The sequence below is a fragment of the Vibrio sp. genome (genome assembly GCF_984391705.1).
Genome location: NZ_CFHWOM010000016.1, coordinates 31,618 through 58,550, shown reverse-complemented (window position 1 = coordinate 58,550; position 26,933 = coordinate 31,618). Strand labels below are relative to the sequence as shown.

The window sequence follows — 26,933 nt, the reverse complement described above, 5'->3', positions numbered from 1 at the left end:
TATCGATAACCGACTGACTCAGTTACCGGACTAATGAGCGATATCTTTACAAATTCGCATTCGTTAAAGGTATCTCCGATTAGCCTCAGGATAAAAATTTAGACGCAGCATTCTACCGACCTAGTCGATAGCTGTCGAGCCGATCCCTACGATCGCTACGGGATTACCCTAAAAACTCTTTTAACTGCTAAAAAAAGAAGCAATAAAGCAGCTATTGTCTCAAGAAATGGGGACATTAATGGCTTTTTCAAGAGAAACTAGCCTTTTTTTAGATTTAAAGGAGAAAAGGAGATCTAAGTCCGGTTTTATTCCTCATTTTTGTTACAGCTTTAAACACAGCTGTAACAAAAAATATTACCCTATCTACTCTGTTGTTGTAGTGATCCGATGGAAGTTTATGTCACCATTTCGCCGAGCTAATCTGTACCTATTGTTCATCTATTTACTCTGCTTGGTGTTTGGCTCTCAGTCGTTTTGGAATTACAACTACCAATCGTTACTTGAGCAGCATCAAGCTCAGCTCGACCGCTTTTCTAGTCACGTCTCATCGAAATTGGACAAATACGCCCATCTCCCCCAACTACTTTCTGAAGATCGGGAGTTAACCTATGCGCTACTTCAACCGGACAATTCAGCCCAGATCGATTTGACCAACCGTTACCTCGAAGATGTAAACAATATCATTCAAGCCGCTGATACCTATCTCCTTGACCAATGGGGTAATACCATCGCAGCCAGTAACTGGAACTTGGATCGTTCTTTTGTTGGGAAGAACTTTGCTTGGCGTCCTTATTTTTCAGACGCGATTCAAGGTAATCGCAGCCAGTACTTCGCTTTAGGCTCAACCTCCGGGCAACGTGGTTATTACTATTCGTTTCCCGTGGCTTACGCAGCGGATTACATCGGAGTTATCGTCGTCAAAATGGATCTTTCCGCGATTGAGGAGAGCTGGAAAGGAAAACAAAATACCTTCGTCGCGACAGATAAACACGACATTATTTTTATGTCGAGTAATCCATCTTGGCTCTTCAAAGGCCTAACAACTCTAAGTGAGCAGAACAGGAGCAAGGTTTTTAATAGTCGCCAGTATTTGGATACCCCGATTCGCTCCCTTGGATTGGTTGGGGACTTGAACACAGAACATTCTGAGCTAGAAAACCCACATCAGAATTGGATTAAAGGCGACTATATTGCTTCAAATCGACATGTTCCTAAGCTGGATCTCACCATCCGAGTACTAACCGAGAAAGTGACGCTATTTTGGTCTACGTTGAGCTTTGGTTTAGTCTTGAGTTTGTTGTTCGTTATTGCATTTCTGGCCCTTCAGCTGTGGTATCAGAGATATCAAAAGAAGCGACAATTTGAACAACTTCAGTCAGAGGCCAAGCAAAAGTTGGAATTTCTGGTCATGGAGCGCACGTCGGAGCTTCAAGCTCAAGTCTCCGAACGTACTCGAACCGAGCAAGCGCTAAGGCAAACCCAAAATGAACTGATTCAAGCGGCGAAGCTTGCCGTCCTTGGAGAGATGTCTGCAAGTATCAGCCATGAGCTAAATAACCCACTTGCTGCAATCCGAAGCTTCGCTGACAATGGCCGCCGTTTCCTCCTCAAAGAAAAATATGACCGCGTTGATGACAACCTGAACCGAATATCCAATTTGACGGATCGCATGGCTAAGATCAGCAATCAACTAAAATCTTTTACCCGCAAGTCTGACTCAAATGATGTGCAAATACTGGATCTCTCCTCTGTCATCATTTCTGCTAAAGAGTTGGTCGCACCACAAATTAAAAGCTATCAAATCCCTCTTAACGTTGATTTAGAGCACTTAAATGCCAAAGTAGAAATCAATGCGATTCAGATTGAACAAGTTCTGATCAACTTAATCACCAATGCCGCCCAAGCAGTCGAGCTAATACCTGATAGACGTGTCAATGTGAGCTATCAACAAGATCAAGCGCGAGTGCGTATTTTTATCGATGATAATGGACCTGGCATCGACGAAGTCGCAGCAAAGCAACTTTTTGAACCTTTTTATACTACTAAGAAAAATGGTTTGGGCTTGGGGCTCTCTATATCCCAGCAAATAGTCCAAGCGATGAATGGCGAATTAAGTGTCACTCGTTCACCTCTTGGTGGAGCTAGATTTACGGTTCAACTTCCTATTAAAACCACTAATTCGACTGCGACGGACAAGGAGAATTGATGTACGACGTATTTTTTATCGACGACGAAAGTGATATTCGCATCGCAATCGAACAAAGCTTTGAGCTAGAAGAACTGTCAGCCCGTTTCTACGCCAGTGCTGAAGAAGCCATGCTAGCTATCAAAGAACACGGAATGCCCAAAGTCGTAATCTCAGATATCTGTCTACCAGGATTATCAGGTGAAAACCTACTGTCAACGGTTCTCAACCAAGATAAAGAAGTGCCTGTCATTCTGATTACTGGTCATGGCGATATTTCGATGGCCGTCAATGCGTTAAGGAATGGCGCATACGATTTTATTGAAAAGCCATTTGCAATCGATCGATTAATTGACACCACCAATCGTGCCCTCGAAAAGCGTCAGTTAACACTCGAAAACCAAGAGCTGAAACGTAGCCTTAAAGCCAGTCAAACCTTGGGGCCTCGAATTATTGGTAATACTCCATTAATACAAAACTTACGCGATACTATTACTCATATCGCCGACACCAGTGCCGATATTTTACTGTTTGGAGAAACTGGAACAGGCAAAGAGTTATTCGCACGTTCTATACACGAGCAGAGCTCTCGTCGAGAGGCTAATTTTGTTGCCATAAACTGTGGAGCCGTACCTGAAAACTTGATTGAAAGTGAACTGTATGGTCACGAAAAAGGTGCATTCACCGGCGCTGATAGCAAAAGGATTGGCAAGTTTGAGCATGCTCAAGGAGGCACTCTCTTCCTGGATGAAATTGAATCAATGCCAATGCAAGCGCAGATTCGATTACTGCGAGTGCTTCAAGAAAGAGTAATAGAGCGAGTGGGTTCCAATGAACTGATCCCAGTTGATATTCGTGTCATAGCCGCAACTAAAGTCGACCTAAAGCAAGCCGCTGAGGAAGGCGAATTTCGCCAAGACCTTTACTACCGCTTGAATGTGGTGACCTTAGATCTACCACCACTTAGACAACGTAGAGAAGACATCCCAGCCCTCTTTCATCACTTTCTTCTGGTCGCAGCTTCTCGCTACGGGAAAGCGGCAAATGCGCTACCCGATACAGATTTGCAAACTCTGATGAGCCACGATTGGCCTGGTAACGTCCGGGAGTTACGCAACAGTGCTGAGCGATTTGTCCTGTTAGGAAACCTTGGTCATCTAAACCCGACACAACCTATTGCCGATTCAATTCCGCTTGCTACCCAAGTCGCTGAGTTTGAGAAAGCTCTAATTGAACAAGCATTAGCGAGCAACCATGGAAAGATCAACGAAACACTCGATACCCTACAACTTGCACGTAAAACGCTTTACGACAAAATGCAAAAATACGGGATTGATAAGAACAGCTACAAAACGGAATAGACTCCTGACCTAAGAAAAGAAAAAGCCCCTAGTTAGATGAATAAAATAGGGGCTTAGTTTTGCTCGTTATTCGTAGCGCGTGAATTGATATACTACGCTTTCTGACGCTCGCTCTATTTGTTGATTGTACTCTTTAAGCGCATTCGGCATCACATCTGGCTGCTTTCTTTCAAGTTGGTAATGAATCCTTGCCTGACGATACTCGCCTGAAACTTTTGATAGCCAGTTCCCCTCTTCTCCATTAAGCGACAAAGAAAAATCAAATGCCTCATTGTTTACTTTCAGCTCGTCTGAAGTAATTTTCCAAGGCGATGGCAACTCAACCACCATGGTTTGAGCAACTTTGACTGGTCTCCCTATGTAAAAAGGGGTACTGCGCCGTTTCGCTTCTGACACATATACATTCGCACCAATCACATCAGCATACACCTCAAACTGTGGGTCATCATCTTCATTTTGGTACCACATTTTCTCGATGTCATAATTCTCTGTCATGTACACTTCATTCTTCATTAAGTCATCGAAGTAATAGAATTTCTTGGAAGCAGAGATACCTTCATAGTGTTTGTTGTAGAAGCCTTCAAACTCATCCATCACTTGTTCAATTGAATTAGCCGAAAGGTAACGCCTCATTTTATCAGCCTGCTTGCCCATATAAGTCGTTTCTACGTGTAGCGTTGAAGTACCATTCTCATGAGAAGCCACTTTAAAGGTGGATGTTGTTTCAACTTGATTGAGGTTATTTGTGTCGATAAGCGTCGGGTAAATTTCACCTTGTTTAATGATCAAACCATAACCAAGCTCTGATTGAGTCATTGTGGCTAGGCTATCCGACAGCTCTGTTTGGGTAGGATCAATCCAAAAGGTCTTGCCCTGAAAATAGAAAGTGACAATAACGTGGTTGAATGCGCTGTGCCCGGAGGGTTGCTCAGCTAGGTGCTTGCGGTAGACGGTACTCACTAATGCAGGATTTGCTTCAATACCCAGTTCCCGCAGCATAGCTGTCAACAATACTGACTTGTCTTTGCAGTCTCCATACCCTTGCTGCAAAGTTTGCTCTGGTTGTCTAGGGGCATGGGAGCCTATACCATTTTCTATCCCCAAATAGCGTATCGATTGCTGAGCGAGTTTAATCGCAGCAATCACTTGTCTCTCTGGATCTTCAATAGATTTCAGCTTACTCACTTCAGCAGCAAACTTACTACCTTGGGCGTCTATCTGGTAGTGAGGCAAAGCCCAAGAAACGACATCCTCCCAATTCTCATAGTTATTGATATTGATATATGGGTACTCAATAAACCAATCTGGTTGATCCGCTTCATTTAGATAACTGTATGAACGACGATCATCAGAATATATATGCTCAACAATTTTGCCATCTTGGTTAATTTCAGCTTTTAGGTGTCGGCTGTCACCGTATCGATTAACTGTATACTGGCTATCCTTAGGCGTTAGGATCCTTGCGTAAGTCTTTAGAACAGGCACACTCCAGCCCATTTTTATCCAACGATCAACTTTGCCACTAAAGACCGGATTCAGCCCTTTAATCGAGTAACTATAATCAATGATATCCCCTTCTTGAACATCGTTAATCACAATGTAGAAGGTTTCTTGACCACTATAAAGCAGCTTTTCTAGGTCGACTTCACGCTTAAATCGCTTGACGTCGATACTAGATAGTCGTTCCAAAGGCTTTCCCTCACGCCACACTTTGACATTATGGAGCACCACTTCTTCGTAACTAGGATCGAAGTCAATCGCTATTTGAGAGTTACTCTCTACTCCTTCAGAGTTCACTGCTTGAGTGACGTAACGATTATAGAACGTCGGTGTATTTGATAACGCATTAAACTGATTAGAAACCAGCATGTAGATGCTGCCATCTACTCTATCTTTACGCTGAGCCTGCGCTTCAAATGATTGTTCGACCACCCAACTTGGTGCCGGGGAGATTTCTATTTCTGCTGCCTGCACACTACTTATCACTAAAGCTACAAGCCATAACCACTGTCGTTTCATTTAATATCCGTTTTTTGTATTTCCAACTTTTTCATTTATAAAATGAATACTTTGCGCATAGTAATCATTTTCGATTCCCCTCGCCACCCAACTGATTAATTTAACAACGAATAGAACAAAAAAGCCCCGCAGTTAAGCGAGGCTAATTCTTTCGAGTCACTTTATTTTGTTATGATCTCAGGTCCCATTAAAGTGGTTGGCAACCATGTCGATACCCAAGGTACATAAGTAACAATGATGAGGAAGAGGAACATAACTGCAACCCAAGGCAGTGCCGCTTTCACAACTTGCATCATCGACATCTTAGCGACCCCGGCGGTAACAAATAAGTTCAACCCAACCGGTGGGGTGATCATACCTATCTCCATGTTCACCACCATCATGATCCCCAGGTGAATAGGATCAATGCCGAGGGCAATCGCAATAGGGAATACCAATGGCGCCACAATGATCAACAGCCCAGACGGTTCCATAAACTGGCCACCAATCAAGAGCAATACGTTCACCACAATCAGGAAGGTAATTGGCCCAAGACCAGCTGATAGCATGGATTCCGTGATCATTTGCGGAATGCGCTCTTCAGTCAACACGTGTTTTAAGATCAAAGCATTAGCGATGATAAACAGCAGCATAATGGTCAACTTACCTGCATCGTACAGAGTATGCTTAGTGTCTTTATGGACAAAAGCTTGGAATACTTTAACGATCGCAGGTTTAGTGTTTTTCTTATCAGCAAATGGCCCCATGTCTTTATAGATGAAATTCGCTATCAAGAAAGAGTACACAGCAGCAACCGCTGCAGCTTCAGTAGGCGTAAAGATACCGCCATAGATACCACCGAGGATGATTACTACCAGCAGTAAACCCCAGCTTGCATCTTTCGCCGCAGCAAACATTTCACCCCAACCAACAAATGGCTGTTTAGGTAGATTCTTAATGCGCGCCGCAATGTAGATGGCAATCATTAGCATCACACCGGCAAGCAGACCAGGAATAACACCACCAAGGAACATACGACCCACCGACACATCCGTCGCTGCCGCATAAACAACCATGACGATAGAAGGTGGAATCAAGATGCCTAGCGTACCAGCGTTACAAATCACCCCAGCCGCGAAATCTTTCGAATAGCCGTTTTTGATCATCCCTGCGATAACGATACTACCAATCGCAACGACCGTTGCTGGTGAAGACCCAGAAAGAGCCGCAAACATCATACACGCGACCACGGAAGCCATCGCTAAGCCGCCTCGGAACCAGCCAACCATTGCAATCGCAAAACGGATAATACGTTTCGCAACACCGCCGGTAGACATAAAACTCGATGCCAGAATAAAGAATGGAATCGCCAGTAAGGTGTAGTGCCCAGCAAAGGCATTAAAAAGTGTCTGAGCGACAGACGCTAACGAAGCATCCGAATGCATCATTAAAAACAGAATACTCGACAAGCCCAGTGATACCGCAATTGGCACACCTACGAGCATAAAGCCAACCACCATCACGAATAGAAACAGAATATCCATGGTTTAGCTCTCCTTGCTCTTATCATTTTTGTCAGAATCCATTGCAGATTTTGGCTCCATCGCCTCACCCGCATCTTTTAGCTCTTCTTTGAGCGCTTCTAGCTCTTCTTCCGCTTCGTGGCCAGCGATGAGGCGATCAAGCTTACCAGTAGCAATTTGAACGGTAATTTGGGCAAAACGGAACGTCATTAGTGCCATACCAATAGGCAGCGCCATATATGGAATAAAACGTGGCAGTTTTTCGTAGCGCTCACCTTCGTTGAGCCAATCGGCTAGGAACTGCAACATTTCCGGCATAGGGATGTCATCTGTCTCGTACCAAGCTCGTTCAGTCGCAAACGGATACCAATAGTTCCAAGAGCCGATTAACAGCAAAACAGAAAAGGTCAAACAGCATGCCGCTGCAATCAAGGCATAGATTTTACGAAGCTTTTCTGGTGCCATATTGATGACAACGTCTACACCAATATGAAAGTGCTTTTTTACACCATAAGAAGCGCCGACTAAGACCATCCACGCAAACAGAAAAACGGTAAGCTCTAGGGCCCAAAGAATGTTGTCATTGAAGACATATCGAAAAATAACGTTGGCAAAAGTGAGCAAAGTCATCGCCCCAAGGAAGAAAGCAATCAGCGTCTCCTCGATGGCGTCAGTTACCTGACCTACTCTGGCAAAAATAGACTGTTCCATAGTTACATCGCTTTATAGACCAAACTGGGTGACCAGCTCGGCATTACAGGAAAAGAAAGGCCCTCCTCCCGACAAGAGGGCCAATGGTTAGGGGGATCGTTATAGTTATTTTCAGGTTGGCTTAAGCCATTACTGGTTTGAAGCTAACGCCGCTTCAATCAAATCCGAACCGATGTCTTTTTCAAATTTTTTCCAGACTGGTTGCAGAGCCGCTACCCATTTCTGGCGCTGTTCTGGCGTTAACGTACGAACCTCACCACCCGCTTCGATGATGTTGTTTTTATTCGCAAGGTTCACTTTGGTCGATTCCGCATTACGCGTCGCCGTCACTTCTTGGATAATGGTGTTTAGCTGCTCGCGCTGATCTTTTGGTAACCCTTTCCAGAAATCATTAGAGGTTACGACTAGGTAATCCAAAATACCGTGGTTGGTTTCCGTAATACCGTCTTGTACTTCGAAGAATTTCTTACCGTAGATGTTTGACCAAGTGTTCTCCTGACCGTCGATAACTTTAGTTTGCAGACCGCCATACACTTCTTTAAATGACATTTTTTGCGGGTTAGCACCAAGCTGCTCAAACTGTGCAACTAAAACATCTGAAGCCTGAACTCTGAATTTAAGACCTTTAGCATCATCTGGAGAAAGGAGGGGTTGATTCGCTGACATCTGCTTCATACCGTTGTGCCAGAAAGCCAGTCCCTGTAAACCACGACGCTTCATTGCATTTTTTAGCTTTTCACCAGACTCAGAGTTTTGGAAACGGTCAACTGCATCCACATCTTCAAATAGGAAAGGAAGATCAAAGATGCGGTACTTTTTCGTGAACTTCTCAAATTTTGATAAAGAAGGGGCAGCAAGTTGCACGTCACCGTTTAATAGCGCTTCCAGTACCTTGTTATCATCATAAAGTGTTGAGTTAGGGAAAACCTGCATACACACTTTTCCATTCATCTCATCGTTGACGCGTTGCTCAAGTAATGAAGCCGCAATCCCTTTCGGGTGCTTATCTGTATTCGTTACGTGGCTGAACTTAATCACCGTCTCTCCAGGATCACAGTTTGCAGCAGCGTTAAAACTGGTTACAGCAAGAATTGATACAGATAGTAGGGTCAATGGCTTAAACATTATTATTCTCCTTGTTAATTGGACAACCCCATCACTGGGTGTTGTACCTATACAGGGCAACTATCGAGCCAAGTGTAACATTTAATTAACTTTCCATTATTTAACAAAAGGTTAACTTGCTGCTGAGTAGAAGATTTTCTATGCGCGTGTCATCAAAGCTATCTATTTGGGGGGATTTCCACCCATACATTACAGACAAATGGGTGATATTCCACACGCAACACGTTGGAGTGTATTAGTTCTACATGAAAGGAATGCAAATGCAGTTACAGAAGAGAAATAAAATGTGAGGAGAGGGAATATGCAAAGGAGACAAAAGCATGAAGTCCCTCCCCTCCATCTAAGTTGGCACCATGGTTCAGCTTCCATTCGGCCAATTCCAAACTTCCCTTTAAGCATAGTCGCTATTGAGGCATTTATTAACATCTTTATCAAAAAGAATTGCGAGATGAGTGCACTCCCAAATCAGGTAGCAAGCCAAACCTGATCAATCCCCCGTGACGTTACTCAGGAGTGCACTCAAATTGACGATCAATTGAAGTCGATACGCTGCTCGGTCTGAGCGTCAAAGAACACCGCTTTGGACAGGTCAAAATGAAGTGGTGCTACTTGCCCGACTTTCACCTCAAACTCTGGAGATAGGCGACACGCGACTTCTTGGTCATTCACTTTAATCATCGCAATAGTATCTGGTCCTGTCGGCTCCAACACTTCAAGCTGGAGATTCAACATGGTTGAAGCCGATGAGTCTGGATTTTCAGACTCAGTAATGTGTTCTGGACGCAGGCCAATCACGATTTCCTTGCCATCTTGCTCACGCATTGAAGGCGGCAGTTTGATGTGATGCTCTTGATCGTTACTCCCTTTCACCTTAATCACCGGTTGCTCACTGTCATCAAGGTCAACCATGGTCTTAATGAAGTTCATTGATGGAGAGCCCATAAAGCCTGCAACAAACATATTGTTCGGCTTGGTGTAGATTTCATATGGTGTGCCAAGCTGTTGCAGCTCGCCATCCTTCATCACAGCGATACGATCGGCGAGCGTCATGGCTTCGATTTGATCGTGCGTTACGTAGACGATAGTAGTGTTGAGCTGTTGATGAAGCCGCTTGATCTGATGGCGCATCTCCACACGAAGCTTTGCATCTAGGTTAGATAAAGGTTCATCGAACAAGTAGAGCTTAGGACGGCGCGCTAATGCTCGGCCCATCGCTACACGCTGCCTTTGACCTCCCGAAAGTTGCGAAGGCTTGCGATCAAGTAAGTGATCAATTTGCAGCATGGTTGCCACACGCTGCACTTCTTCTTCAATTTCGTTGTCTGGCATCTTGCGAATCTTTAGGCCAAACGCGATATTTCCGCGCACCGTCATGTTCGGGTACAGCGCGTAAGACTGGAATACCATCGCAATATCACGGTCTTTAGGTTCAATCTGTGAGACATCACGGCCATCGATCACGATTTCGCCTCCGCTGATCCCTTCCAACCCCGCAATGGTGTTCATTAAGGTCGATTTTCCGCACCCGGATGGGCCGACCAGAATCAAAAACTCACCAGAGTCGATGCTGATATCAATGCCTTTCAGTGTTTCTTGTTCCGCCTTTGGGTATGTTTTGCGGATCTGTTTAAGTTCTAGTGTCGCCATGGTAATTATCCTTTTACTGATCCTGCCGTTAGGCCGCGAACAAAATATTTTCCTGCCAATACATAGACAAGGAGTGTTGGCAGAGCTGCGATAATGGCCGCGGCCATATCTACGTTGTATTCTTTAACCCCCGTACTGGTGTTAACAAGGTTGTTAAGCGCAACTGTTATAGGTTGTGTCTCCGAGCCTGAATAGACCACACCAAATAAGAAGTCATTCCAAATTGCGGTAAATTGCCAAATCACAGTGACCATGATGATGGGTGTCGACAGCGGCAACAGAATTTTGAAGAAAATGGTAAAGAAACCCGCCCCATCAAGCTTGGCGGCCTTAATCAGTTCATCTGGAATGCCAATATAAAAATTACGGAAGAACAAGGTAGTAAAAGCCATACCGTAAATCACGTGAACAATCACTAAACCCGTTGTGGTGTTGGCCAAACCTAATTTACCAAGCACCGCCGCCATAGGGAGCAAAATCACCTGAAATGGAATAAAGCAACCAAAAAGCAGCAAACTAAAAAACAGGTTAGAGCCGCGAAACTGCCACTTGGTCACAACATAGCCATTAAACGCCCCAAGTAACGTAGAGATAGCTACCGCAGGGATCACCATCTGGAATGAGTTCCAAAAATACCCTTTCACACCTTCACATTTCACCCCCGTACAGGCGCTATCCCACGCTTTATACCAAGCATCAAATACCCATTCTTTCGGCAACGACATTAAATTCCCTGCTTTGATATCAGGTAGCGTTTTGAACGAGGTAATCACCATCACAAACAGCGGCATCAAATAGACAACACAGAAAAAGATGAGGCATGCGTAAATAAATAGGCGGGCAAAATTCATGTTGTTGGTCATGATTTTTTCTCCCTAAGTTCTGAGTATAGGTATGGCACTAGAATCGCCAAAATACCCGCTAACATCATCATCGCGCTGGCAGCGCCTAGACCAATTTGACCACGAGTGAATGAGTGTGCGTACATAAACAAAGCCGGTAAATCCGACGAATAACCTGGACCACCTGCCGTCATTGCAGTCACCAAGTCGAAACTCTTAATCGCAATGTGGGAGGTAATGATAACGGCACTGAAAAACACTGGACGCAAGCAAGGTAAAATGATCTTCCAGTAAATAGTTGGCAGGCTTGCACCATCAATTTGTGCTGCTTTAATGATTGAAGAATCGATGCCGCGTAGCCCGGCGAGAAACATCGCCATAACAAAGCCTGAAGATTGCCAAACCGCTGCAATAACGAGTGTATAAACCGACATTTCGGAATCCACTAGCCAATCAAATTTAAAGTCAGTGAATCCCCAATCTTGCATCAACTTCTCAATGCCAAGCCCCGGGTTTAAAATCCACTTCCATGCGGTACCCGTCACAATGAATGAGAGTGCCATTGGGTAAAGGTAAATGGTTCTGATTGCCCCTTCTTGACGGATATTCTGATCAAGCAATATTGCTAGACCTACTCCTAGACCAATCGCAATCAGCATAAACAACAGGCCAAAGATACCTAAATTGGTAATTGAAGTGAGCCAACGGTCATTTTCCATCAACTTTTCATACTGGATAAAGCCAGCAAAATTGAAGCTTGGTAGAAAGCGAGAGTTGGTCATAGAAAGTGCAGCCGTCCAAAAAATATAACCGTAGATACACACCACGGTGACTAGCATGGTCGGCGCAAGAACGATTTTCGGTAGCCAGCGCTGTAATCTGTCAGCAAAGCTCGGCTTTGGCGCAGACTTATTGGCGTACCGAGATACAACATGCTCCATAACGAATCCTTACGTCATCTTATCTAACCTAAAATCCGGGTTAGAGATTAAGGAAAGGGCGAATAGGCTCCCCACAAGCCTACTCGCCCTTTGGGGGTGATGAGTGTTCTAACTCAAGAGTTAGATTGCCGCTTTAACAGCTTTTGCTAGCTTCTTAGCTGCCTCTTTAGGGTCGGCGGAATCATCATTGAAGAAGTTGGTGACAACATCATAAATTGCGCCTTGAGCGTAACTTGTCGTCGATAGACCGTGCGCCATACTAGGTACTAGGTCGCCAGATTTCGCGCTTGCCTTGAACGTTGCCATCGAGTCCAGCGCACATTGGTCGAACTTACTCATGTCCATATCTAGGCGTACTGGAATAGAGCCCTTGTTAAGGTTAAACACCTCTTGGAACTCTTTAGTTAGAATGGTTTTCGCCAGATCTTGCTGAGCTTGTTGATTCGCTGTGTCGCTCAGTTCAAAGAACGCAAAGCTGTCGATATTAAACGTGAACTGACCTTCCGTACCCGGTGCAGGAGCACAAATGTAATCTTTGCCCGGTACTTTGCCCGCCGCAGAAAACTCACCTTTTGCCCAGTCGCCCATGATTTGCATCGCCGCTTCACCGTTGATGACCATAGAGGTTGCTACGTTCCAGTCACGGCCCGGAGAGTTCGCATCAATGTAGTCGCGCACTTTCTTAAACTTGGTAAACACCTCTACCATTTTATCGCCTGATAATGTATCCATATCTAGGTCAACAAAGGCTTTGTTGTAATCTTCGCTACCAAGTACATCCAGAGCAACGGCCTCAAATACGGTTGCATCCTGCCAAGGTTGGCCGCCGTGAGCGAGAGGTACAAAGCCAGCCGCTTTGATTTTTTCTGCCGCTGCGAAGAACTCGTCTAATGTGGTTGGCAATTCAACGCCCGATTTTTTCAATACTTCCGGGTTTGCCCATAACCAGTTTACGCGGTGAACGTTGACTGGAACCGCAACGTACTCGCCATCGAACTTCATGACTTTAGTCACGACCGATGGAAGGATTGAATCCCATTGCTCAGCTTTCGCTGTTTTATCCAGAGACGTCAAGAAGCCTAATCCGCCCCACTCTTGAATATCGTGTCCTTTGATTTGCGCCGCTGAAGGAGGGTTTCCTGAGACCGCACGCGTTTTCAGTACCGTCATCGCTGACTCACCGCCGCCACCTGCAACCGCAAAATCTTTCCATGTATGGTTTTGCTTTTCGAGCATCTCTTTAAGAACAGCAGCAGATTTGGCCTCACCACCAGCAGTCCACCAGTGAAGAACTTCCACTTCTCCCGCATGAGAAAGAGCAGAGGCAGACAAAAGCGATAAAGTAAGTAGGGTTTTATTGATTTTCATTGTTATCTTCCATGTATTGGATTAGACATCGGGGCCGACCACATAACTGACCCGTTCACTTCGTGCTTGAACAATACGAAGTCTATCCAAATAGAATTTTTAGATTGAAACAAAGCGTAAAGCCAATGTAACAAGAAAGTTACATTAGACTTCTAAGCTAGGCGGGATAAAGAGTTGAGCGCGAAGACCGCCATGAGGAAGATTGCTAATAATGAGATCTCCACCATGTCCATGGAGAATGTTGCGGCAGATTCCAAGCCCTAAACCATGCCCTTGGTCATCGTCAGCCAACCTAAAGTAGGGCTCAAACACCTGCTCTTGTTTGTTTTCTGGAATACCGGGGCCCACGTCATCTACCGTTACGGTGATCCACTCATCCGAAACATCGATGACAACATTCGCTTTGTCACCGTATTTGACCGCATTATCGAGTACGTTAGTTAACACCCTTTTAATCGCTAACGGTTTGGCCACAATTGGCTCCATCTTCGCAGGCTCAAACTCGACAACTTGTGATTTGTGGTTCATCGGCTCGATAACAGAGACGATCATCTCATTGAGATCAATAAAGGCGTTGTTCTCGTGTAAGTCAGTGTCTCTCACGCATTGCAGCGCTCCCTTGACCATCATTTCCAGTTCATCGAGATCTTTGTTGAATTTGCTGCGCTTAGTGTCACTTTCCAGAAGCTCAGCACGTAAGCGAAGACGGGTTATCGGGGTTTTTAGATCATGAGAAATGGATGAAAACAGATGCTCTCTATCCGAGACATAACGCCGTATACGTTGCTGCATACGATTAAAAGCCCGGGTCGCTGTGACCAATTCACTTGCCCCTTCTTCAGCAAGCGGAGGCTGATCGATATCCATACTCATTTCATTCGCCGCTTTCGCTAGCCGCTTGAGCGGTTTGACTTGGCGGCGCATCAGTAAGTAGGTCAAGCCCAACAGGAGAGTCGTTGAGAGAATCAAAAACAGTATTTGCTCTCGGGCAATCACCGTGTCATCTAAGGTTACATAAGGGGCGGGCAAGAGCGCCGCAATGTAGACCCATTCATGGCTGCTCAATTCAATTTGAACCACCAATATTGGAGGGTCAATCGGTGACAAAGTTAACGTATGGTGCGCCCAAGATTTAGGTAGATCGTGCAAGTAAATATCATTTTTTAACAAACGAAGGTTATCTGGGTGAGAGAAGTCTACTGAGATAGAGTCGACCTTGGTCAGCTTCTGATTCAATACAGATTCTACCGCTCGTATGGAAGCTTGTTTTAGCTGAGTCTCTTCAATCGGCTCAACAACCAGCTTTTCTTTATTAAACGAGACGAAAAAACGCGTCCCGCCCATATTACGAATTTGGTCCAAAACGATGTGTCGGTAACGCACTGGAAGGGATTGGAAAAAGGTCACGGTGGAGGCAAACATATTGGCCATGCTTTGCGACGCATCTTGAATGCCCGCCAATTCCTTCTGCTTTGACTCACTGTACCAAATAGCGGTAGCAATACCCTGAGCTAAAACCACGGCAAGTAACGCGAGCCCCAACGTTCTGGTTACCAGCGAATTGGGTTTGATTACTCGAAGTAATGAGAGCATAACTTAGTGCTCTGTCGTCACGGGAACAGCAAGAATGTAGCCATTACCACGCATAGTTTTTATGTACTGAGGATATTTTCCGCTATCGCCTAAACGATTCCTTAACCGACTCAGTTGAACATCAATTCCGCGCTCGAACGGCAGCGCTTCTCTACCACGAGTCGCAAATGAAATCGTGTCCCTGTCTAAGACCTCATTTGGGCGAGTTAAAAACAGCATCAAAAGCGCGAAATCACTGCCAGATAAATCATGCTCTTGGCCATTTTCAAGGTGGATGATCTTATGTGCGAGGGTATCAAGTCGCCAATCACCAAAGGTGATATGTTTAGGGAGCGCATCCGCTGGTTTGTCGTCACTCAATTGCACCCGACGCAACACGGCTTTGATGCGCGCAACAAGCTGCCTCGGGTTAAAAGGCTTGGCGATGTAATCATCAGCGCCAATTTCTAAGCCGATGATTTGATCCGTTTCATCCGATACCGCAGTGAGCATGATGATCGGAACACTAGACTCTCGACGAATATACTGACATAAGGTAAAGCCATCATCGCCTGGTAGCATTACATCTAACAAAACCAGTTCTGGATAACCAGTTTGCTCTAGGTATAGCTTAAGCTGCTCGCCATCTGCGACCGTGTCTACAAGGTAGCCCGACTTAGTTAGATATTCATCTAACAGTTCTCGAATCTCTTGATCGTCATCTACAACAAGTATTTTAGCGCTCATAAACCCTAATTCATTACCAATGATGCTTGGCTATTAGTGTAGAGAGATGCATCCCATCTGCTGATTGATTAATTTGCATAATTTGAACAAAGAGCAGACGAGGGTCACAACTTCGTTACATTTATAAGAATAATTTTATCAGCCATTCAGTTCTTTACGAGGAGCAACTAATTTCCATCTTTTTCCCCCATTCTGGAGGCAGATTCGCATAAGCATCTTTATTTGGTTGCTCATCAAATGGATATTTTAACAACTCTGCGATCGCTTCTACTTCACTAAAGTCGCCTTGCTCAGCTTTATCAATGGCGATTTGAGCCAAGTAATTTCTAAGTATGTACTTGGGATTTACCTGACGCATTTTTTCACAACGTGTTTTCGATGAGATAGCTTGCCCCGCTTCATCTATTTCACATTCACAACGAGCAAGGTAGAGTTCAAGCCACGCTTTCGCGGCATCTCTATCTATAAACAAGTCTGAGACATTTTGAATTGATTGAGTATCAAGGTTAGAGAGTTCACGCATAAAACGAGTGTAATCGACTCTATTTTGATGCAGAAGCTCAAACATAGCATTGAATAGCTGACTATCTTGTTCGAGCTTGCAATGCAGGCCAAGCTTTGCTCGCATCAGTCGGCTAAATTCTCTGCCTAGGGTTACTTCAAACTGGCTTAGCGCCTGTTCAAGCTCATTTTTGTCCACAAGTGGAGACAACGCATGGGCCAAAGCAGACAGATTCCATAAACCAATTCTAGGTTGTTGATCAAAGGCATATCGACCTTGGTAATCAGAATGGTTGCAGATATAACCCGGTTCATAGTCATCTAAGAAACCGTAGGGTCCATAATCGAACGTCTGACCCAAAATGGACATATTGTCGGTATTCATCACACCATGTGCAAAGCCATACGCCTGCCAATGTGCAATCATGTGCGCTGTTTTTTCGACTATGGTTGCAAACATCGCAGCATAAGGAGATTCGCTATCTAAGCATGTTGGCCAATACCACTCGATCACTTTATCAGCCAGCAGTTTCAGCTCACTTAATTGATTGGTGTAGAAAAGGTGCTCAAAGTGACCAAATCGGATGTGGCTTTCAGCAACACGCAGCAACAAAGCGCCACTTTCCACTTTCTCTCGATAAACTGGGGTGTCACTGGTCAACATCCCTAAAGCGCGAGTGGTGGGGATACCCAATCCTGCCATCGCTTCACTACAAAGATATTCACGAATCGTCGAACGTAATACCGCCCTGCCATCTCCCATACGTGAATAGGGAGTGAGTCCCGCGCCTTTAAGGTGAATATCGAACACTTGCCCTGTTAGCGACGTCACTTCACCAAGCAATAAGCCGCGACCATCTCCCAGATCAGGATTGTATACTCCAAATTGATGCCCAGCATATTTCATCGCTAACACGGGGGTTGTCTGATAGTCACCTTCTCCCGAAAGAAAATATTTCAGATCACCACTTGGCTGATTTTCAGGTAGCCCAAGTTGCTCGGCCAATACGCTATTCCATGCTATCCAATGGCTGTTTTCCAATGGTTTAGGATCCACCAAGGAGTAAAAGGCATTCGGTAAGTCAGCATATCGATTGGAAAAATTGGGGATAAGCAGAGGCATTCGGCATACAACTCTTTAACAATAAGCAGATACAGCAAAAATATCACAACAGTATCGAGAAGAGCCAGTGAACCGCCCTAATAAGTGAAGAAGAAGTGAGTAACCACAAACTTAATAAGGCTTAGTTCAGTTAGGGTTTAGATAAAAACAAAGACAAACAAAATAGCGGCAAAGGAGAATAAACAAGTTCGGCTAATCACGCCAAGCTGGGTAGGTTGTATCATTTCTTGATGCTGCATAGGCACTCCTTAATTTGTTACATAGTCATTACAATATGATGAATTATTAGAAAAACCTCAATATTGAATTAGATGAACTTTTTGTGACACCTCCTCAGCAGAAAAATTACCCCATATGACCATGATCACATATCTAGTAAGTATGTATTAGTTATCCCTCAAATAGAGCTATGGGTTTATCCATATTTTTTCTGGCGTCTTATAATTTCCTTATAAATAATAATAACCACGCTAGGAGAGCGTATGAACGCTTTAATTCAAAGGTTTAGCCTTAATCGCTTAGTGCTTGTACTTGCTGGTGTACCAATCTTAATATCGCTTACATTGGCCGTCGAATTAGTTCTAAACTACAAATCGACCCTTGATGAAGCGCGTAGAGACCAATCTGCCACTGAGCTCATTTTACTCTACGACAACCTCGCTCATAACCTTGCAGTAGAACGCGGACTAAGCGCAGGCGTGCTCGGAAGTAAAGGAAACCCAAAACAGGTAGAGGCATTATCGAATCATCGAAAGAATACCGATCACCACATACAACAATTCCGATCTTTTAGCTCGGACACTCTACCCCAAAACTGGTTAAATCAACTCAGTTCAGATATAGAGAACGAGCTACGAAGCCTAGCAGAAGTTCGTCAAAGCGTTGATCAACTCAAACCTTCACGTTCACCATTCGCCTACTATTCGAATTTGAATCAACTTTCGATTGATAACGCCTCATTAGTGAGTGGAAAACTTTCCAATGCGGAAGTCTCCAACTTAAGTAAAAGCTTAATCGCTATCATGGAGATGAAAGAGCGCGCAGGCCAAGTACGAGGAGCGCTTAATGGCGCTTTTTCCAGAAAGCACTCCTCAATTGGACAATACATTGCGATCCAAGATTACCTCGCTTCTGGTGGCTATGCACAGCGACAAGCAAACATCTCCCTACCCAATCAGCTACTTGAACAGCTAAATCAGGCTAAAAGAAGCCAAACGTGGCTGAATGTAGAAGCAGTCCAGAATAAGTTCTTGGAGCAGAAAAACAGCTTAGGCAGTTTAGAAGGCCCTGAACCGAGTGCTTGGTTTGCAATGGCCACAGATAGAATCAAGTTGATAAACGGAATTAGAAATACTCTTAAAGATCAAATGCTTAATAGTTCTCAGCAACAAGCAAATAAAGCAACCTTTAACATGAGCACCATGATAGCCGCAGCTATTGCTATCAGCTTCATCCTCATTGTCGGTGTTTATGTGTCAGTAGGTAGTTTAAGGAAGCAAGTTCGTTCAGTAACAGGTAGCCTAGCGACCATGTCATCAGATAAAAACTTGAGCATTCAGTTACCGTCAGAGGGCAACAACGAATTGAGCCATATTTCTCAGAGTGTGAATGGGCTGACAACAAGCATCAACGATCTACTCTCTAATATCAGAGATACCAACGATCACAGTAATGAACGTTTAGAACACATCGTAAAAGGAGCTGGTGATTTAGGTGAAAGTAGTAAGGCGACGAATGATAAGTGTAACAACATCGCAACCGCAATGACCGAGCTTTCTCAATCCAGCCTGGAAATAGCCTCCTCATCTGAACGCGCGTTGCAAGAGACCGAGCAAATGACAAACAAAGTTCTTAACTGTCAGTCGCAAAGTCAACATTCCTATAAAATAGTGGAAGCGTTAGTATCGCAAATAGAACAGACACAAACATGCATGGAAAAACTCGAACAAGACGCATTGAGTGTGAGCAAAATCGTCGACACCATTAACGGTATTTCCGAGCAAACTAACCTACTTGCTCTCAACGCAGCGATCGAAGCTGCTCGCGCTGGCGAACACGGGAGAGGCTTTGCGGTAGTGTCTTCTGAAGTTCGCGACCTTGCACAGCGCAGTAAAGAAGCGACAGAGCACATCTCCCAACTGCTAAGTAATATCACGAATAATACTCAAACCGCTGTAAGCAACATGAATAAGAGCAGAGAAGCCACGGACTCTACCTTTGAATCTGTTTCCGGGGTGAATGACAGTATTTCGGAGCTTGAGCACTTAATTGAGACGGTCAACGAACATATTACCAGCATAGCAAACTCGACTATCGAGCAATCGAAAGCCAGTGAAGATGTTGATAAAGATGTCGATGTACTAGCGGAAATTGCGCTACATACTGGAGAGTTAGCGAGCAACATGGACAATATAGTAAGTAGCTACAGGCTGGAGGTAGAGCAAGTGAGCCAGCAGCTACAAAAGTTTAAGCTAGCATAAGCCTACAAAATCATATCAAGGGTAGTTAATCGCTACCCTTTGTCTACAAGATCAACGTAGCAATAGAGAAACTCTAATAAACTCCCCATCTTCAAATTCAACTTTATGTTCAAAGATTGAAGAGGAGTAAATAGTTCGTAGAAATGCGTGCTTTTCTCCGTTAGTGCCACGAAACAGCATCGAAATATCGGCGACAAGACGATTTCGTTCACTAAAGTGTGCATTGAGATCTTGCGACAGGACACAGAGCAAACATCCCTTGGGATTGAACTTAAGATCAACAGACTCAGGACTTGAAACCAGCACCGTGGTATTTAGCTCTTTCTCAAGCATATTGATAAGCAGCAAGAAACTATCCAAATGAGGCAGTTCATCCCCACCTTGAGGTGGTAATAAGTTCTCAAGCATAGATTCCATATCAAGGCGCTGTGAGCGTGCATGAGTAACAAGAGAACGTATTTTTTTCTTGAAAGGCTTATATTTTTTACTGTTCGATGCTTTGTTCAGCCAGTGGGAAATGATGTCATTGATATCACTGCGCGATTTGTATCCCAAAAGCTTGCCCGAATAATTGGTATGCAAATGTAGCAGAGCGTGTAATGCTAACTCTGACAACAAAGGCTCAAATTCGGGTTTGATTTTGGTATGAATACTGCGCATGGTGCCTAAATACAAAGAACTGGAAACTAACCTGATTGAATCGGAGTTCAAAGAAGGAGCGACATGCTACCGAAAACCGTTGCGTATGTACAGAAACAAAGCACAAACATAAAAGCAGCGTTAGTAAACGCTGCTTTTTATTGAGTCAGACTAATAGCCTATGTCGCGCGAACAACTTGAGTCGAAGCAATAAAATCGTGCACACATCGCCTGCTTTTGCCAAAAATGAACAAGACTCCAAGAATGCTAATAAAACCACCCACGACAGGTACATAGCCAATTAAGAAGTAATAGGCGTAACGCTTGAAAAGCAACTCAGTAAGACGAGGCGTCTTACCATCAAGGCCTTGAATGCGAATTTTCATCACCTTCTTACCTATCGTTTGCCCCTTGTCACGTAGAAGTGTTCGGTTGATCGCTCCAAACAATACAAAATTAACAAATCCTATAACCAACAAATATCCCAAACTTGGCTCTACTGGTGGGCTTTGCATCAAACCGCTAAAGCCCCCTGTGAAATACATTAAAGGGAGAATAAAAATAGCCAAAATCAAAGAGTCGATCAGAGAGGCTACCAATCGTGCTCCTCGACCTGCTAATTGCGTTTGATACTCTACGCTAACGTGTTGCTGTTCCATAATACTTCATACCTTACAATCAATCGTCTCAGAGCATTTTGACGGAACAATGAACCAAATTAAGTCTTTTATTGTAACGATTCGACAAATACGACATAGGAATGAAAGCTATGGAAACTATTTGCGAAGTTAAGAAGCCTTTATTGAATGGCCGTCTATTTCCTTTAGTGGTCGCCAGTCTAGATAAGCGTCATGAGCAAGTCGAAGCATTGGTAAATCCTCAAGCGTATCCCCATATGCATAGATTTTTACGTATGATGACGTATCTACTCGACGAGTCAGCAAGCGCACTTTATGCTCGTGGCTACAATCCCCATTTTGATAACGCCCAGTAAAACGTCCTTGTTTTTGCTCTAACGTACTGCATACCAGCTCGATGCCTTGCGATTGGCACCAAAACTGTAAATAGAGATTGAGTCCTGCTGACACTAAATATATGTCGTCACCACACTGTTTATGCAGCTCCAAGCGCCTTTGAGCGACTTCTCTTATCACTGTCGGCAAATAGGTGGAAGAGAATTGCTGAGCAAGCTGTTCTACGATTTGAACATCTCGTCGCCAAAAAGCGACAAAGGATAAAATAGGTCGGGTTCGGCAAGCCGGCAGCCAGCCAACTTTGTACAACAAAATGACAGGCCATACGATAAGCAACCCTAGATATAACCTAAGTTTAGGCGTCGAATAGAACAGAAATTTTGTAAATGTATCTTCTGTCGTTATTGTTCCGTCAAAATCAAATAGGGCTAAATTCTTCATCTGCCGCAGCCTTCCATGCCTAAAATCCAAACAAGATTCACCAAATTACCTATATACCACTAAAGACGCCACAACCTAAAACGCAAAAACCCCGACAACTCGAGGAGTTATCGGGGTCTTTAAATAAATGGCACGCCCTATAGGATTCGAACCTATGACCACATCCTTAGAAGGGACGTGCTCTATCCAGCTGAGCTAAGGGCGCGCTACAGGGAAAGGATTATACGAGTTCGATTTCTTAAAACAAGGGCTTTTCGTAACAATATGATCTGAATGAACAAAAAAAGGACACCAACACATCAATTGATTAAAATTACCACGAAGCAAACGTTTGCTTATAGATGTTCATCAAATAATTTGCGACAATGCGCTGCAAATTATTCGCCATTCTAATTGAAGGAAAGTCATGACTGCTCAAAATATCGATGGAACGCTTATTTCCCAAACTGTTCGATCAGAAGTTGCTGCTCGAGTTAAGGCTCGCGTAGAAGCCGGCCTGCGTGCACCTGGTCTGGCAGTAGTACTGGTTGGTGAAGACCCAGCATCTCAAGTGTACGTGGGCAGTAAACGCCGCGCTTGTGAAGAAGTTGGATTTGTCTCTAAGTCATTCGACCTTCCGGCAACCTCTTCGGAAGAAGAACTCCTAGCCCTTATTGATGAGTTAAATGTTGATGCTGAAATTGATGGTATTCTAGTTCAACTACCTCTTCCAGCAGGCATTGATGCTACTCACGTGTTGGAACGCATTCATCCAGAGAAAGACGTAGATGGCTTCCATCCTTATAATGTTGGACGTTTAGCACAACGCATCCCTAAGTTACGCTCTTGTACGCCGAAAGGGATTATTACCCTACTAGACCGTTACAATATTGAGCTACGAGGAAAGCATGCGGTTGTTGTTGGAGCATCAAATATTGTTGGTCGACCAATGACACTAGAACTGCTTTTAGCAGGCTGCACAACGACAACTTGTCACCGCTTTACCAAAGATCTTGAAGGGCACGTCCGTCAAGCTGATGTCGTCGTGGTCGCCGTTGGCAAACCTAACTTTATTCCTGGCGATTGGGTCAAGAAAGGAGCCGTGGTGGTCGATGTTGGCATCAACCGTCTAGAATCAGGCAAACTAGTTGGCGATGTTGAATACGATAAAGCAAGAGAAAATGCGAGCTTTATTACTCCAGTACCAGGCGGTGTTGGTCCAATGACCGTTGCTAGTCTTATTGAAAATACCATGCTAGCGTGTGAACAGTTCCACACTAAAAAGTAGAGCTTTAAACACCACCTCAGAGAAATAGAAAGGGTTGATGTTCAATAACATCAACCCTTTTGTTTTTGAGCGAGTTGGAGTGATTACAGGCTTAGAATGACACCTGCAATTGATGCGCTCATTAAGTTCGCCATGACACCTGCGGCAATTGCGCGGAAACCAAATTTCGAAATGAATGGGCGCTTCTCTGGTACCACGCTACCTAAACCACCAATCAACATTGCCATGGTAGAGATGTTAGCAAAACCGCACAGTGCAAACGTCACGATTGCTTGAGAGTGCGCACTTAGCTGCGCTTTCACTTCTGTTAACTGGATAAATGCGACAAATTCGTTCACAACAATCTTGTTACCGATCAGTGAACCTGCAGTAATCGCTTCAGACCAAGGAATACCGAGCAACCATGCAACAGGCGCAAACAGATACCCTAGAATAAGTTCAAAGCTAAGCTCTGTACCCATTAAGCTGCCTAGCCAACCTAGCATACCGTTTAGCATCGCAATCACACTAACAAACGCTAATAGTGTTGCACCCACAGCCACTGCGATGCGCAAACCAGACATCGCCCCATCCGCCATAGCTTCAACTACGTTGGTGGCACGTGGCATTTCAACATTGTCGAGTTCAGTCTCAGCATCAATAGCTTCTGTTTCTGGCACCATGATTTTCGCCATCAGCAAACCAGCAGGGGCAGACATAAACGCAGCCGCAATTAGGAAATTCAGGTCCACACCTAATGACGCGTAGCCCACCAATGTGCCACCAGCTACGGATGCAAGACCACCCACCATAACAGCAAAAAATTGAGAATCAGTCATGTGCTTTAGGTATGGTTTTACAACCAAAGGCGCTTCAATCATGCCGACAAAAATGTTCGCTGTAGCAGAAAGCGATTCCGCTCGGCCAATACCAAGTAGCTTCTGGAGCCCCCCACCAATCAAATTAATCACCTTTGGCATAACACCAATATGGTAAAGGCCTGAAATCAGCGCAGAGAAGAAAATGATGATACCAAGCACGTTAATAGCGAACGTAAAGCCGCCCGTTGCTAACCCACCGAAAAGGAAAGCAATACCCTCCTGACCATAATTGATAAGGTTTGAGACAGCGCCAGTGACACTGTTCAGGACATCTTTACCCGCTGGTACGTAGAGAACCAAAAGCGCAAAAGAGATCTGCAATGCAAATGCTAACGATACCGTTTTTACATTGATACTTTTTCTGTTTGTAGAAAGTAGCCAAGCTAAAAACAGAATGGCCACAATACCTAGGATTGAGTTCATAAGAAGATCCGACAAAATGGGGGGAACAAGAATGGCGTCGGATAATATTCAGATAAAAACGAGATGCAAATCACAGTTGTTAATGGAGTGTACTTTCGTTAGTACAATTAACCATCACTCTAATAACTGTTTGTTTTGATTAAATATAAACGTTTGCTCTTTCGCATCTTTTCCATCAGGAAAAGATGTTTGTAAGAATAGAAACAATTTGGCGACTCACATTTACAATTTAAATCCACGTAAGTGTGGCGCTAACCGTCTGTCCCAGTGACAAGGTGAACCAATTTTCTGCTTAATAAAATCAATCACGGCAGCTGTCTTAATAGGCAGATATCGTCGACTTGGATACACCGCATAAAAGGGCATATCTTGGCTCGGTTGCCAGTCTGGCAAGAGCTGAATGAGCTTCCCAGTTTTAAATTCATCACGAATAAGATATGTCGCCAAATAGGCGATCCCCCACCCAGCGACGGCTGCGTCTCGCACCGCTTCCGCCAAATCCACAGAGTAATTACCCGAAACTTTTACGTTTAACTGCTCATGCGGTCTAGAAAACGCCCAACTTGTGTAATCACGCTCCCAACTCCGATAAATAAGACAGTTATGCTGCGCCAGGTCATTAGGATGAAGAGGTGTGCTGTGTTTCACTAAGTAATCTGGAGACGCGGCAACCACAAACTTACTGTCAGCGAGTCGCTGAGCCACATAGCCTTCAGGCAGAGTTTCATTGTTGGTGATCCATAGGTCTAGCCCCTCTTGCAACATATCAACTCGATAGTCAAACAAATGCATTTCTACTTGCAGGTTAGGATAACGTACTCGTAGTTCATCGATAGCAGGTAAAATGTGCAAAGTGCCGAAAGATTGGGAAAGCCCAATCTTAATTAGCCCGGCCACTTCATCGCGCTGGCTTTCGATTTCCCTCTGCGCTTCTTCAATAGTTTGAACTAGCTTTTGGCAATGGTGAAAATAATGTTCGCCTGCTTCTGTCGGCGTAAATGTACGAGTTGTCCTCTGGACTAACTTAACCCCTAACGATTCCTCAAGTTGTGCTAGTTGCTTACTCACATGAGAAACCGACACTCCTAAATTGCGTGCAGCAGCAGTAAAGTTTTTGTGAGTAAGTAAAGTGGCAAAGACCACCATTTGAGAAGCGCGATCAGATAACACGGAAACTCCTAACAAAAAAGAGCTCCGCAGAGCTCCTTTAACAAATCATAGTACGATTCTGTCGGCCAAATGGCTTACCGCCAGAGCGAAGTAGTAAGAGCGGTTCCACTTCATCAATACATTGTAGTTATTGTATACCAAGTAAACTCGCCCATTCGCATCATCCGGGGCGATCAACCAAGCCTTAATGTCTTCATCAAGTTTTGGCAATGGACGACCATCGTAACGAGTCACGCCTAGCTTGCTCCAATCCTGAAGATACTTCCCTTTCTCTTCACTGCGACCTTGGATACTCGTATCAAAACCGTTAGGGAGTTTAACTTGGCGACCCCAAGTGTATTTATCACCCCATCCCGATTGACTTAGGTAGTTGGCGGCAGACGCAAATACATCGGCTTCACTGGTCCATATGTCCTTTTTGCCATCACCGTTTCCATCCGCGGCAAAAGACAAGAAGGAACTTGGCATAAACTGACACTGCCCCATCGCCCCAGCCCATGATCCTTTAAAATCTTCAACTGGAATATGGCCTTCTTCAAGAATCTGCAGCGCCGCCATTGCTTCTTTGCGGAAGAACGCTTCACGACGCCCGTCATATGCCATGGTGGAAAGCGCATCAATAACGCTGTAATTACCAGTAAAGCGGCCGAAATTACTCTCTACGCCCCAAAGAGCGACAATGAACCGTGGCTGGACACCATATTCTTCCCCAATACGAGAAAGCTCATCATAGTGCTTGTCATACAGCTCTTTAGCTTGCTTTACTTTCCAATCAGGCACAGCGCGAGGAATGTATTCATCAAGAGTTAGCTTTTTCTCAGGCTGATTGCGATCCGCTTTTACCGCGCGTGGCTTGTATGTCACATCAGCAAAAGCGGCCGAGATAACCTGTTCTGAGATGCCCTTATCTCTCGCCTCTTGTTTCAACCCATCAACGTATTGCTCAAAGCTCTGTTCATTTGCCCAAACAGAACTTGCAATGGTTGCACCTAGTACGACTGACAATAATTTTTTCACATTGCCCTCCTTGAGCAA

General features: G+C 44.4%; 21 protein-coding genes and 1 tRNA gene. 4 read left to right on the top strand and 18 right to left on the bottom strand.

Going from position 1 to position 26,933, the window contains the following annotated elements:
* Positions 1 to 397 precede the first annotated feature (397 nt).
* Both AC4MRV_RS11195 and AC4MRV_RS11190 read left to right on the top strand, forming a co-directional pair.
* The gene (locus AC4MRV_RS11195; protein ID WP_491187425.1) at positions 398 to 2,206 is read left to right on the top strand and encodes a sensor histidine kinase; all 1,809 of its coding nucleotides are present in this window, start codon (positions 398 to 400) and stop codon (positions 2,204 to 2,206) included.
* The gene (locus tag AC4MRV_RS11190) at positions 2,206 to 3,546 is read left to right on the top strand and encodes a sigma-54-dependent transcriptional regulator (protein WP_491187424.1); all 1,341 of its coding nucleotides are present in this window, start codon (positions 2,206 to 2,208) and stop codon (positions 3,544 to 3,546) included. The genes AC4MRV_RS11195 and AC4MRV_RS11190 overlap by 1 nt, the downstream gene beginning before the upstream one ends.
* 66 nt (positions 3,547 to 3,612) lie before the next feature.
* On the opposite strand, the gene AC4MRV_RS11185 is transcribed toward AC4MRV_RS11190, so the two are convergent.
* The 11 genes from AC4MRV_RS11185 to AC4MRV_RS11135 form a co-directional block, all read right to left on the bottom strand.
* Positions 3,613 to 5,565, bottom strand: a complete 1,953-nt coding sequence (locus AC4MRV_RS11185) for a DUF3857 domain-containing transglutaminase family protein (RefSeq protein ID WP_491187423.1) — start codon at positions 5,563 to 5,565, stop codon at positions 3,613 to 3,615.
* A 161-nt stretch (positions 5,566 to 5,726) separates the two neighbouring features.
* Entirely contained in the window at positions 5,727 to 7,088 is a 1,362-nt protein-coding gene (locus AC4MRV_RS11180; RefSeq protein WP_491187422.1) for a TRAP transporter large permease, read from the bottom strand.
* A 3-nt stretch (positions 7,089 to 7,091) separates the two neighbouring features.
* On the bottom strand, positions 7,092 to 7,778 hold the full coding sequence (locus AC4MRV_RS11175) for a TRAP transporter small permease (RefSeq protein WP_491187421.1): 687 nt from the start codon (positions 7,776 to 7,778) through the stop codon (positions 7,092 to 7,094).
* Positions 7,779 to 7,907: 129 nt separating this feature from the next.
* The gene (locus AC4MRV_RS11170; protein WP_491187420.1) at positions 7,908 to 8,903 is read right to left on the bottom strand and encodes a TRAP transporter substrate-binding protein; all 996 of its coding nucleotides are present in this window, start codon (positions 8,901 to 8,903) and stop codon (positions 7,908 to 7,910) included.
* Positions 8,904 to 9,434: 531 nt separating this feature from the next.
* On the bottom strand, positions 9,435 to 10,550 hold the full coding sequence (locus AC4MRV_RS11165; RefSeq protein WP_491187419.1) for an ABC transporter ATP-binding protein: 1,116 nt from the start codon (positions 10,548 to 10,550) through the stop codon (positions 9,435 to 9,437).
* A 5-nt stretch (positions 10,551 to 10,555) separates the two neighbouring features.
* A complete protein-coding gene (locus AC4MRV_RS11160) occupies positions 10,556 to 11,413 on the bottom strand; it encodes a carbohydrate ABC transporter permease (RefSeq protein WP_005473363.1) in 858 nt (285 codons plus the stop codon).
* Positions 11,410 to 12,333 (bottom strand): carbohydrate ABC transporter permease, encoded by a 924-nt coding sequence (locus tag AC4MRV_RS11155; RefSeq protein ID WP_005473402.1) that lies wholly within the window; start codon positions 12,331 to 12,333, stop codon positions 11,410 to 11,412. The genes AC4MRV_RS11160 and AC4MRV_RS11155 overlap by 4 nt, the downstream gene beginning before the upstream one ends.
* A gap of 120 nt (positions 12,334 to 12,453) precedes the next feature.
* On the bottom strand, positions 12,454 to 13,701 hold the full coding sequence (locus AC4MRV_RS11150; protein WP_491187418.1) for an ABC transporter substrate-binding protein: 1,248 nt from the start codon (positions 13,699 to 13,701) through the stop codon (positions 12,454 to 12,456).
* Between the two features lie 144 nt (positions 13,702 to 13,845).
* Positions 13,846 to 15,294, bottom strand: a complete 1,449-nt coding sequence (locus AC4MRV_RS11145; protein WP_491187417.1) for an ATP-binding protein — start codon at positions 15,292 to 15,294, stop codon at positions 13,846 to 13,848.
* 3 nt (positions 15,295 to 15,297) lie between these two features.
* Positions 15,298 to 16,020 carry a response regulator gene (locus AC4MRV_RS11140; protein ID WP_491187416.1) on the bottom strand — a complete coding sequence of 241 codons (723 nt, stop codon included), beginning with the start codon at positions 16,018 to 16,020 and terminating at the stop codon, positions 15,298 to 15,300.
* 154 nt (positions 16,021 to 16,174) lie between these two features.
* Complete coding sequence (locus AC4MRV_RS11135) at positions 16,175 to 17,644, bottom strand: protein adenylyltransferase SelO (RefSeq protein ID WP_491187415.1); 1,470 nt, start codon at positions 17,642 to 17,644, stop codon at positions 16,175 to 16,177.
* 482 nt (positions 17,645 to 18,126) lie between these two features.
* Here AC4MRV_RS11135 and AC4MRV_RS11130 point away from each other — a divergent pair, with 482 nt between their 5' ends.
* Positions 18,127 to 20,124 (top strand): methyl-accepting chemotaxis protein, encoded by a 1,998-nt coding sequence (locus tag AC4MRV_RS11130; protein WP_491187414.1) that lies wholly within the window; start codon positions 18,127 to 18,129, stop codon positions 20,122 to 20,124.
* A 51-nt stretch (positions 20,125 to 20,175) separates the two neighbouring features.
* Here the strand turns inward: AC4MRV_RS11130 and AC4MRV_RS11125 are convergent, their stop codons facing one another.
* The 4 genes from AC4MRV_RS11125 to AC4MRV_RS11110 all read right to left on the bottom strand — a co-directional run bounded on the left by AC4MRV_RS11125 (position 20,176) and on the right by AC4MRV_RS11110 (position 22,383).
* Complete coding sequence (locus AC4MRV_RS11125; RefSeq protein ID WP_491187413.1) at positions 20,176 to 20,784, bottom strand: DUF2913 family protein; 609 nt, start codon at positions 20,782 to 20,784, stop codon at positions 20,176 to 20,178.
* A 158-nt stretch (positions 20,785 to 20,942) separates the two neighbouring features.
* Positions 20,943 to 21,422, bottom strand: coding sequence for an RDD family protein (locus AC4MRV_RS11120; protein ID WP_491187412.1), 480 nt, complete (start codon positions 21,420 to 21,422; stop codon positions 20,943 to 20,945).
* 129 nt (positions 21,423 to 21,551) lie between these two features.
* Positions 21,552 to 22,178 carry an HAD-IB family phosphatase gene (locus AC4MRV_RS11115; protein WP_491187411.1) on the bottom strand — a complete coding sequence of 209 codons (627 nt, stop codon included), beginning with the start codon at positions 22,176 to 22,178 and terminating at the stop codon, positions 21,552 to 21,554.
* A 128-nt stretch (positions 22,179 to 22,306) separates the two neighbouring features.
* Positions 22,307 to 22,383, bottom strand: a tRNA-Arg gene (locus AC4MRV_RS11110).
* A 201-nt stretch (positions 22,384 to 22,584) separates the two neighbouring features.
* On the opposite strand from AC4MRV_RS11110, the gene folD reads away from it, so the two are divergent.
* Positions 22,585 to 23,445, top strand: coding sequence for a bifunctional methylenetetrahydrofolate dehydrogenase/methenyltetrahydrofolate cyclohydrolase FolD (folD, locus tag AC4MRV_RS11105; RefSeq protein ID WP_491187410.1), 861 nt, complete (start codon positions 22,585 to 22,587; stop codon positions 23,443 to 23,445).
* A gap of 83 nt (positions 23,446 to 23,528) precedes the next feature.
* Here folD and AC4MRV_RS11100 read toward each other — a convergent pair whose 3' ends face one another.
* From AC4MRV_RS11100 to AC4MRV_RS11090, 3 genes are all read right to left on the bottom strand, one after another.
* On the bottom strand, positions 23,529 to 24,728 hold the full coding sequence (locus tag AC4MRV_RS11100; RefSeq protein ID WP_491187409.1) for a NupC/NupG family nucleoside CNT transporter: 1,200 nt from the start codon (positions 24,726 to 24,728) through the stop codon (positions 23,529 to 23,531).
* Between the two features lie 222 nt (positions 24,729 to 24,950).
* The gene (locus AC4MRV_RS11095; protein WP_491187408.1) at positions 24,951 to 25,898 is read right to left on the bottom strand and encodes a LysR family transcriptional regulator; all 948 of its coding nucleotides are present in this window, start codon (positions 25,896 to 25,898) and stop codon (positions 24,951 to 24,953) included.
* Positions 25,899 to 25,943: 45 nt separating this feature from the next.
* Positions 25,944 to 26,915: a lytic murein transglycosylase gene (locus AC4MRV_RS11090; RefSeq protein ID WP_491187407.1), complete on the bottom strand. Its 972-nt coding sequence runs from the start codon at positions 26,913 to 26,915 to the stop codon at positions 25,944 to 25,946.
* Positions 26,916 to 26,933: the final 18 nt, after the last annotated feature.

Coding starts and splice junctions, on each gene's coding strand:
- AC4MRV_RS11195 (WP_491187425.1), top strand. CDS start 398: ATGTCACCATTTCGCCGAGCTAATCTGTACCTATTGTTCATCTATTTA.
- AC4MRV_RS11140 (WP_491187416.1), bottom strand. CDS start 16,020: ATGAGCGCTAAAATACTTGTTGTAGATGACGATCAAGAGATTCGAGAA.
- AC4MRV_RS11120 (WP_491187412.1), bottom strand. CDS start 21,422: ATGGAACAGCAACACGTTAGCGTAGAGTATCAAACGCAATTAGCAGGT.
- AC4MRV_RS11130 (WP_491187414.1), top strand. CDS start 18,127: ATGAACGCTTTAATTCAAAGGTTTAGCCTTAATCGCTTAGTGCTTGTA.
- AC4MRV_RS11190 (WP_491187424.1), top strand. CDS start 2,206: ATGTACGACGTATTTTTTATCGACGACGAAAGTGATATTCGCATCGCA.
- AC4MRV_RS11135 (WP_491187415.1), bottom strand. CDS start 17,644: ATGCCTCTGCTTATCCCCAATTTTTCCAATCGATATGCTGACTTACCG.
- AC4MRV_RS11180 (WP_491187422.1), bottom strand. CDS start 7,088: ATGGATATTCTGTTTCTATTCGTGATGGTGGTTGGCTTTATGCTCGTA.
- AC4MRV_RS11150 (WP_491187418.1), bottom strand. CDS start 13,701: ATGAAAATCAATAAAACCCTACTTACTTTATCGCTTTTGTCTGCCTCT.
- AC4MRV_RS11155 (WP_005473402.1), bottom strand. CDS start 12,333: ATGGAGCATGTTGTATCTCGGTACGCCAATAAGTCTGCGCCAAAGCCG.
- AC4MRV_RS11185 (WP_491187423.1), bottom strand. CDS start 5,565: ATGAAACGACAGTGGTTATGGCTTGTAGCTTTAGTGATAAGTAGTGTG.
- AC4MRV_RS11115 (WP_491187411.1), bottom strand. CDS start 22,178: ATGAAGAATTTAGCCCTATTTGATTTTGACGGAACAATAACGACAGAA.
- AC4MRV_RS11100 (WP_491187409.1), bottom strand. CDS start 24,728: ATGAACTCAATCCTAGGTATTGTGGCCATTCTGTTTTTAGCTTGGCTA.
- folD (WP_491187410.1), top strand. CDS start 22,585: ATGACTGCTCAAAATATCGATGGAACGCTTATTTCCCAAACTGTTCGA.
- AC4MRV_RS11160 (WP_005473363.1), bottom strand. CDS start 11,413: ATGACCAACAACATGAATTTTGCCCGCCTATTTATTTACGCATGCCTC.
- AC4MRV_RS11170 (WP_491187420.1), bottom strand. CDS start 8,903: ATGTTTAAGCCATTGACCCTACTATCTGTATCAATTCTTGCTGTAACC.
- AC4MRV_RS11175 (WP_491187421.1), bottom strand. CDS start 7,778: ATGGAACAGTCTATTTTTGCCAGAGTAGGTCAGGTAACTGACGCCATC.
- AC4MRV_RS11165 (WP_491187419.1), bottom strand. CDS start 10,550: ATGGCGACACTAGAACTTAAACAGATCCGCAAAACATACCCAAAGGCG.
- AC4MRV_RS11125 (WP_491187413.1), bottom strand. CDS start 20,784: ATGCGCAGTATTCATACCAAAATCAAACCCGAATTTGAGCCTTTGTTG.
- AC4MRV_RS11145 (WP_491187417.1), bottom strand. CDS start 15,294: ATGCTCTCATTACTTCGAGTAATCAAACCCAATTCGCTGGTAACCAGA.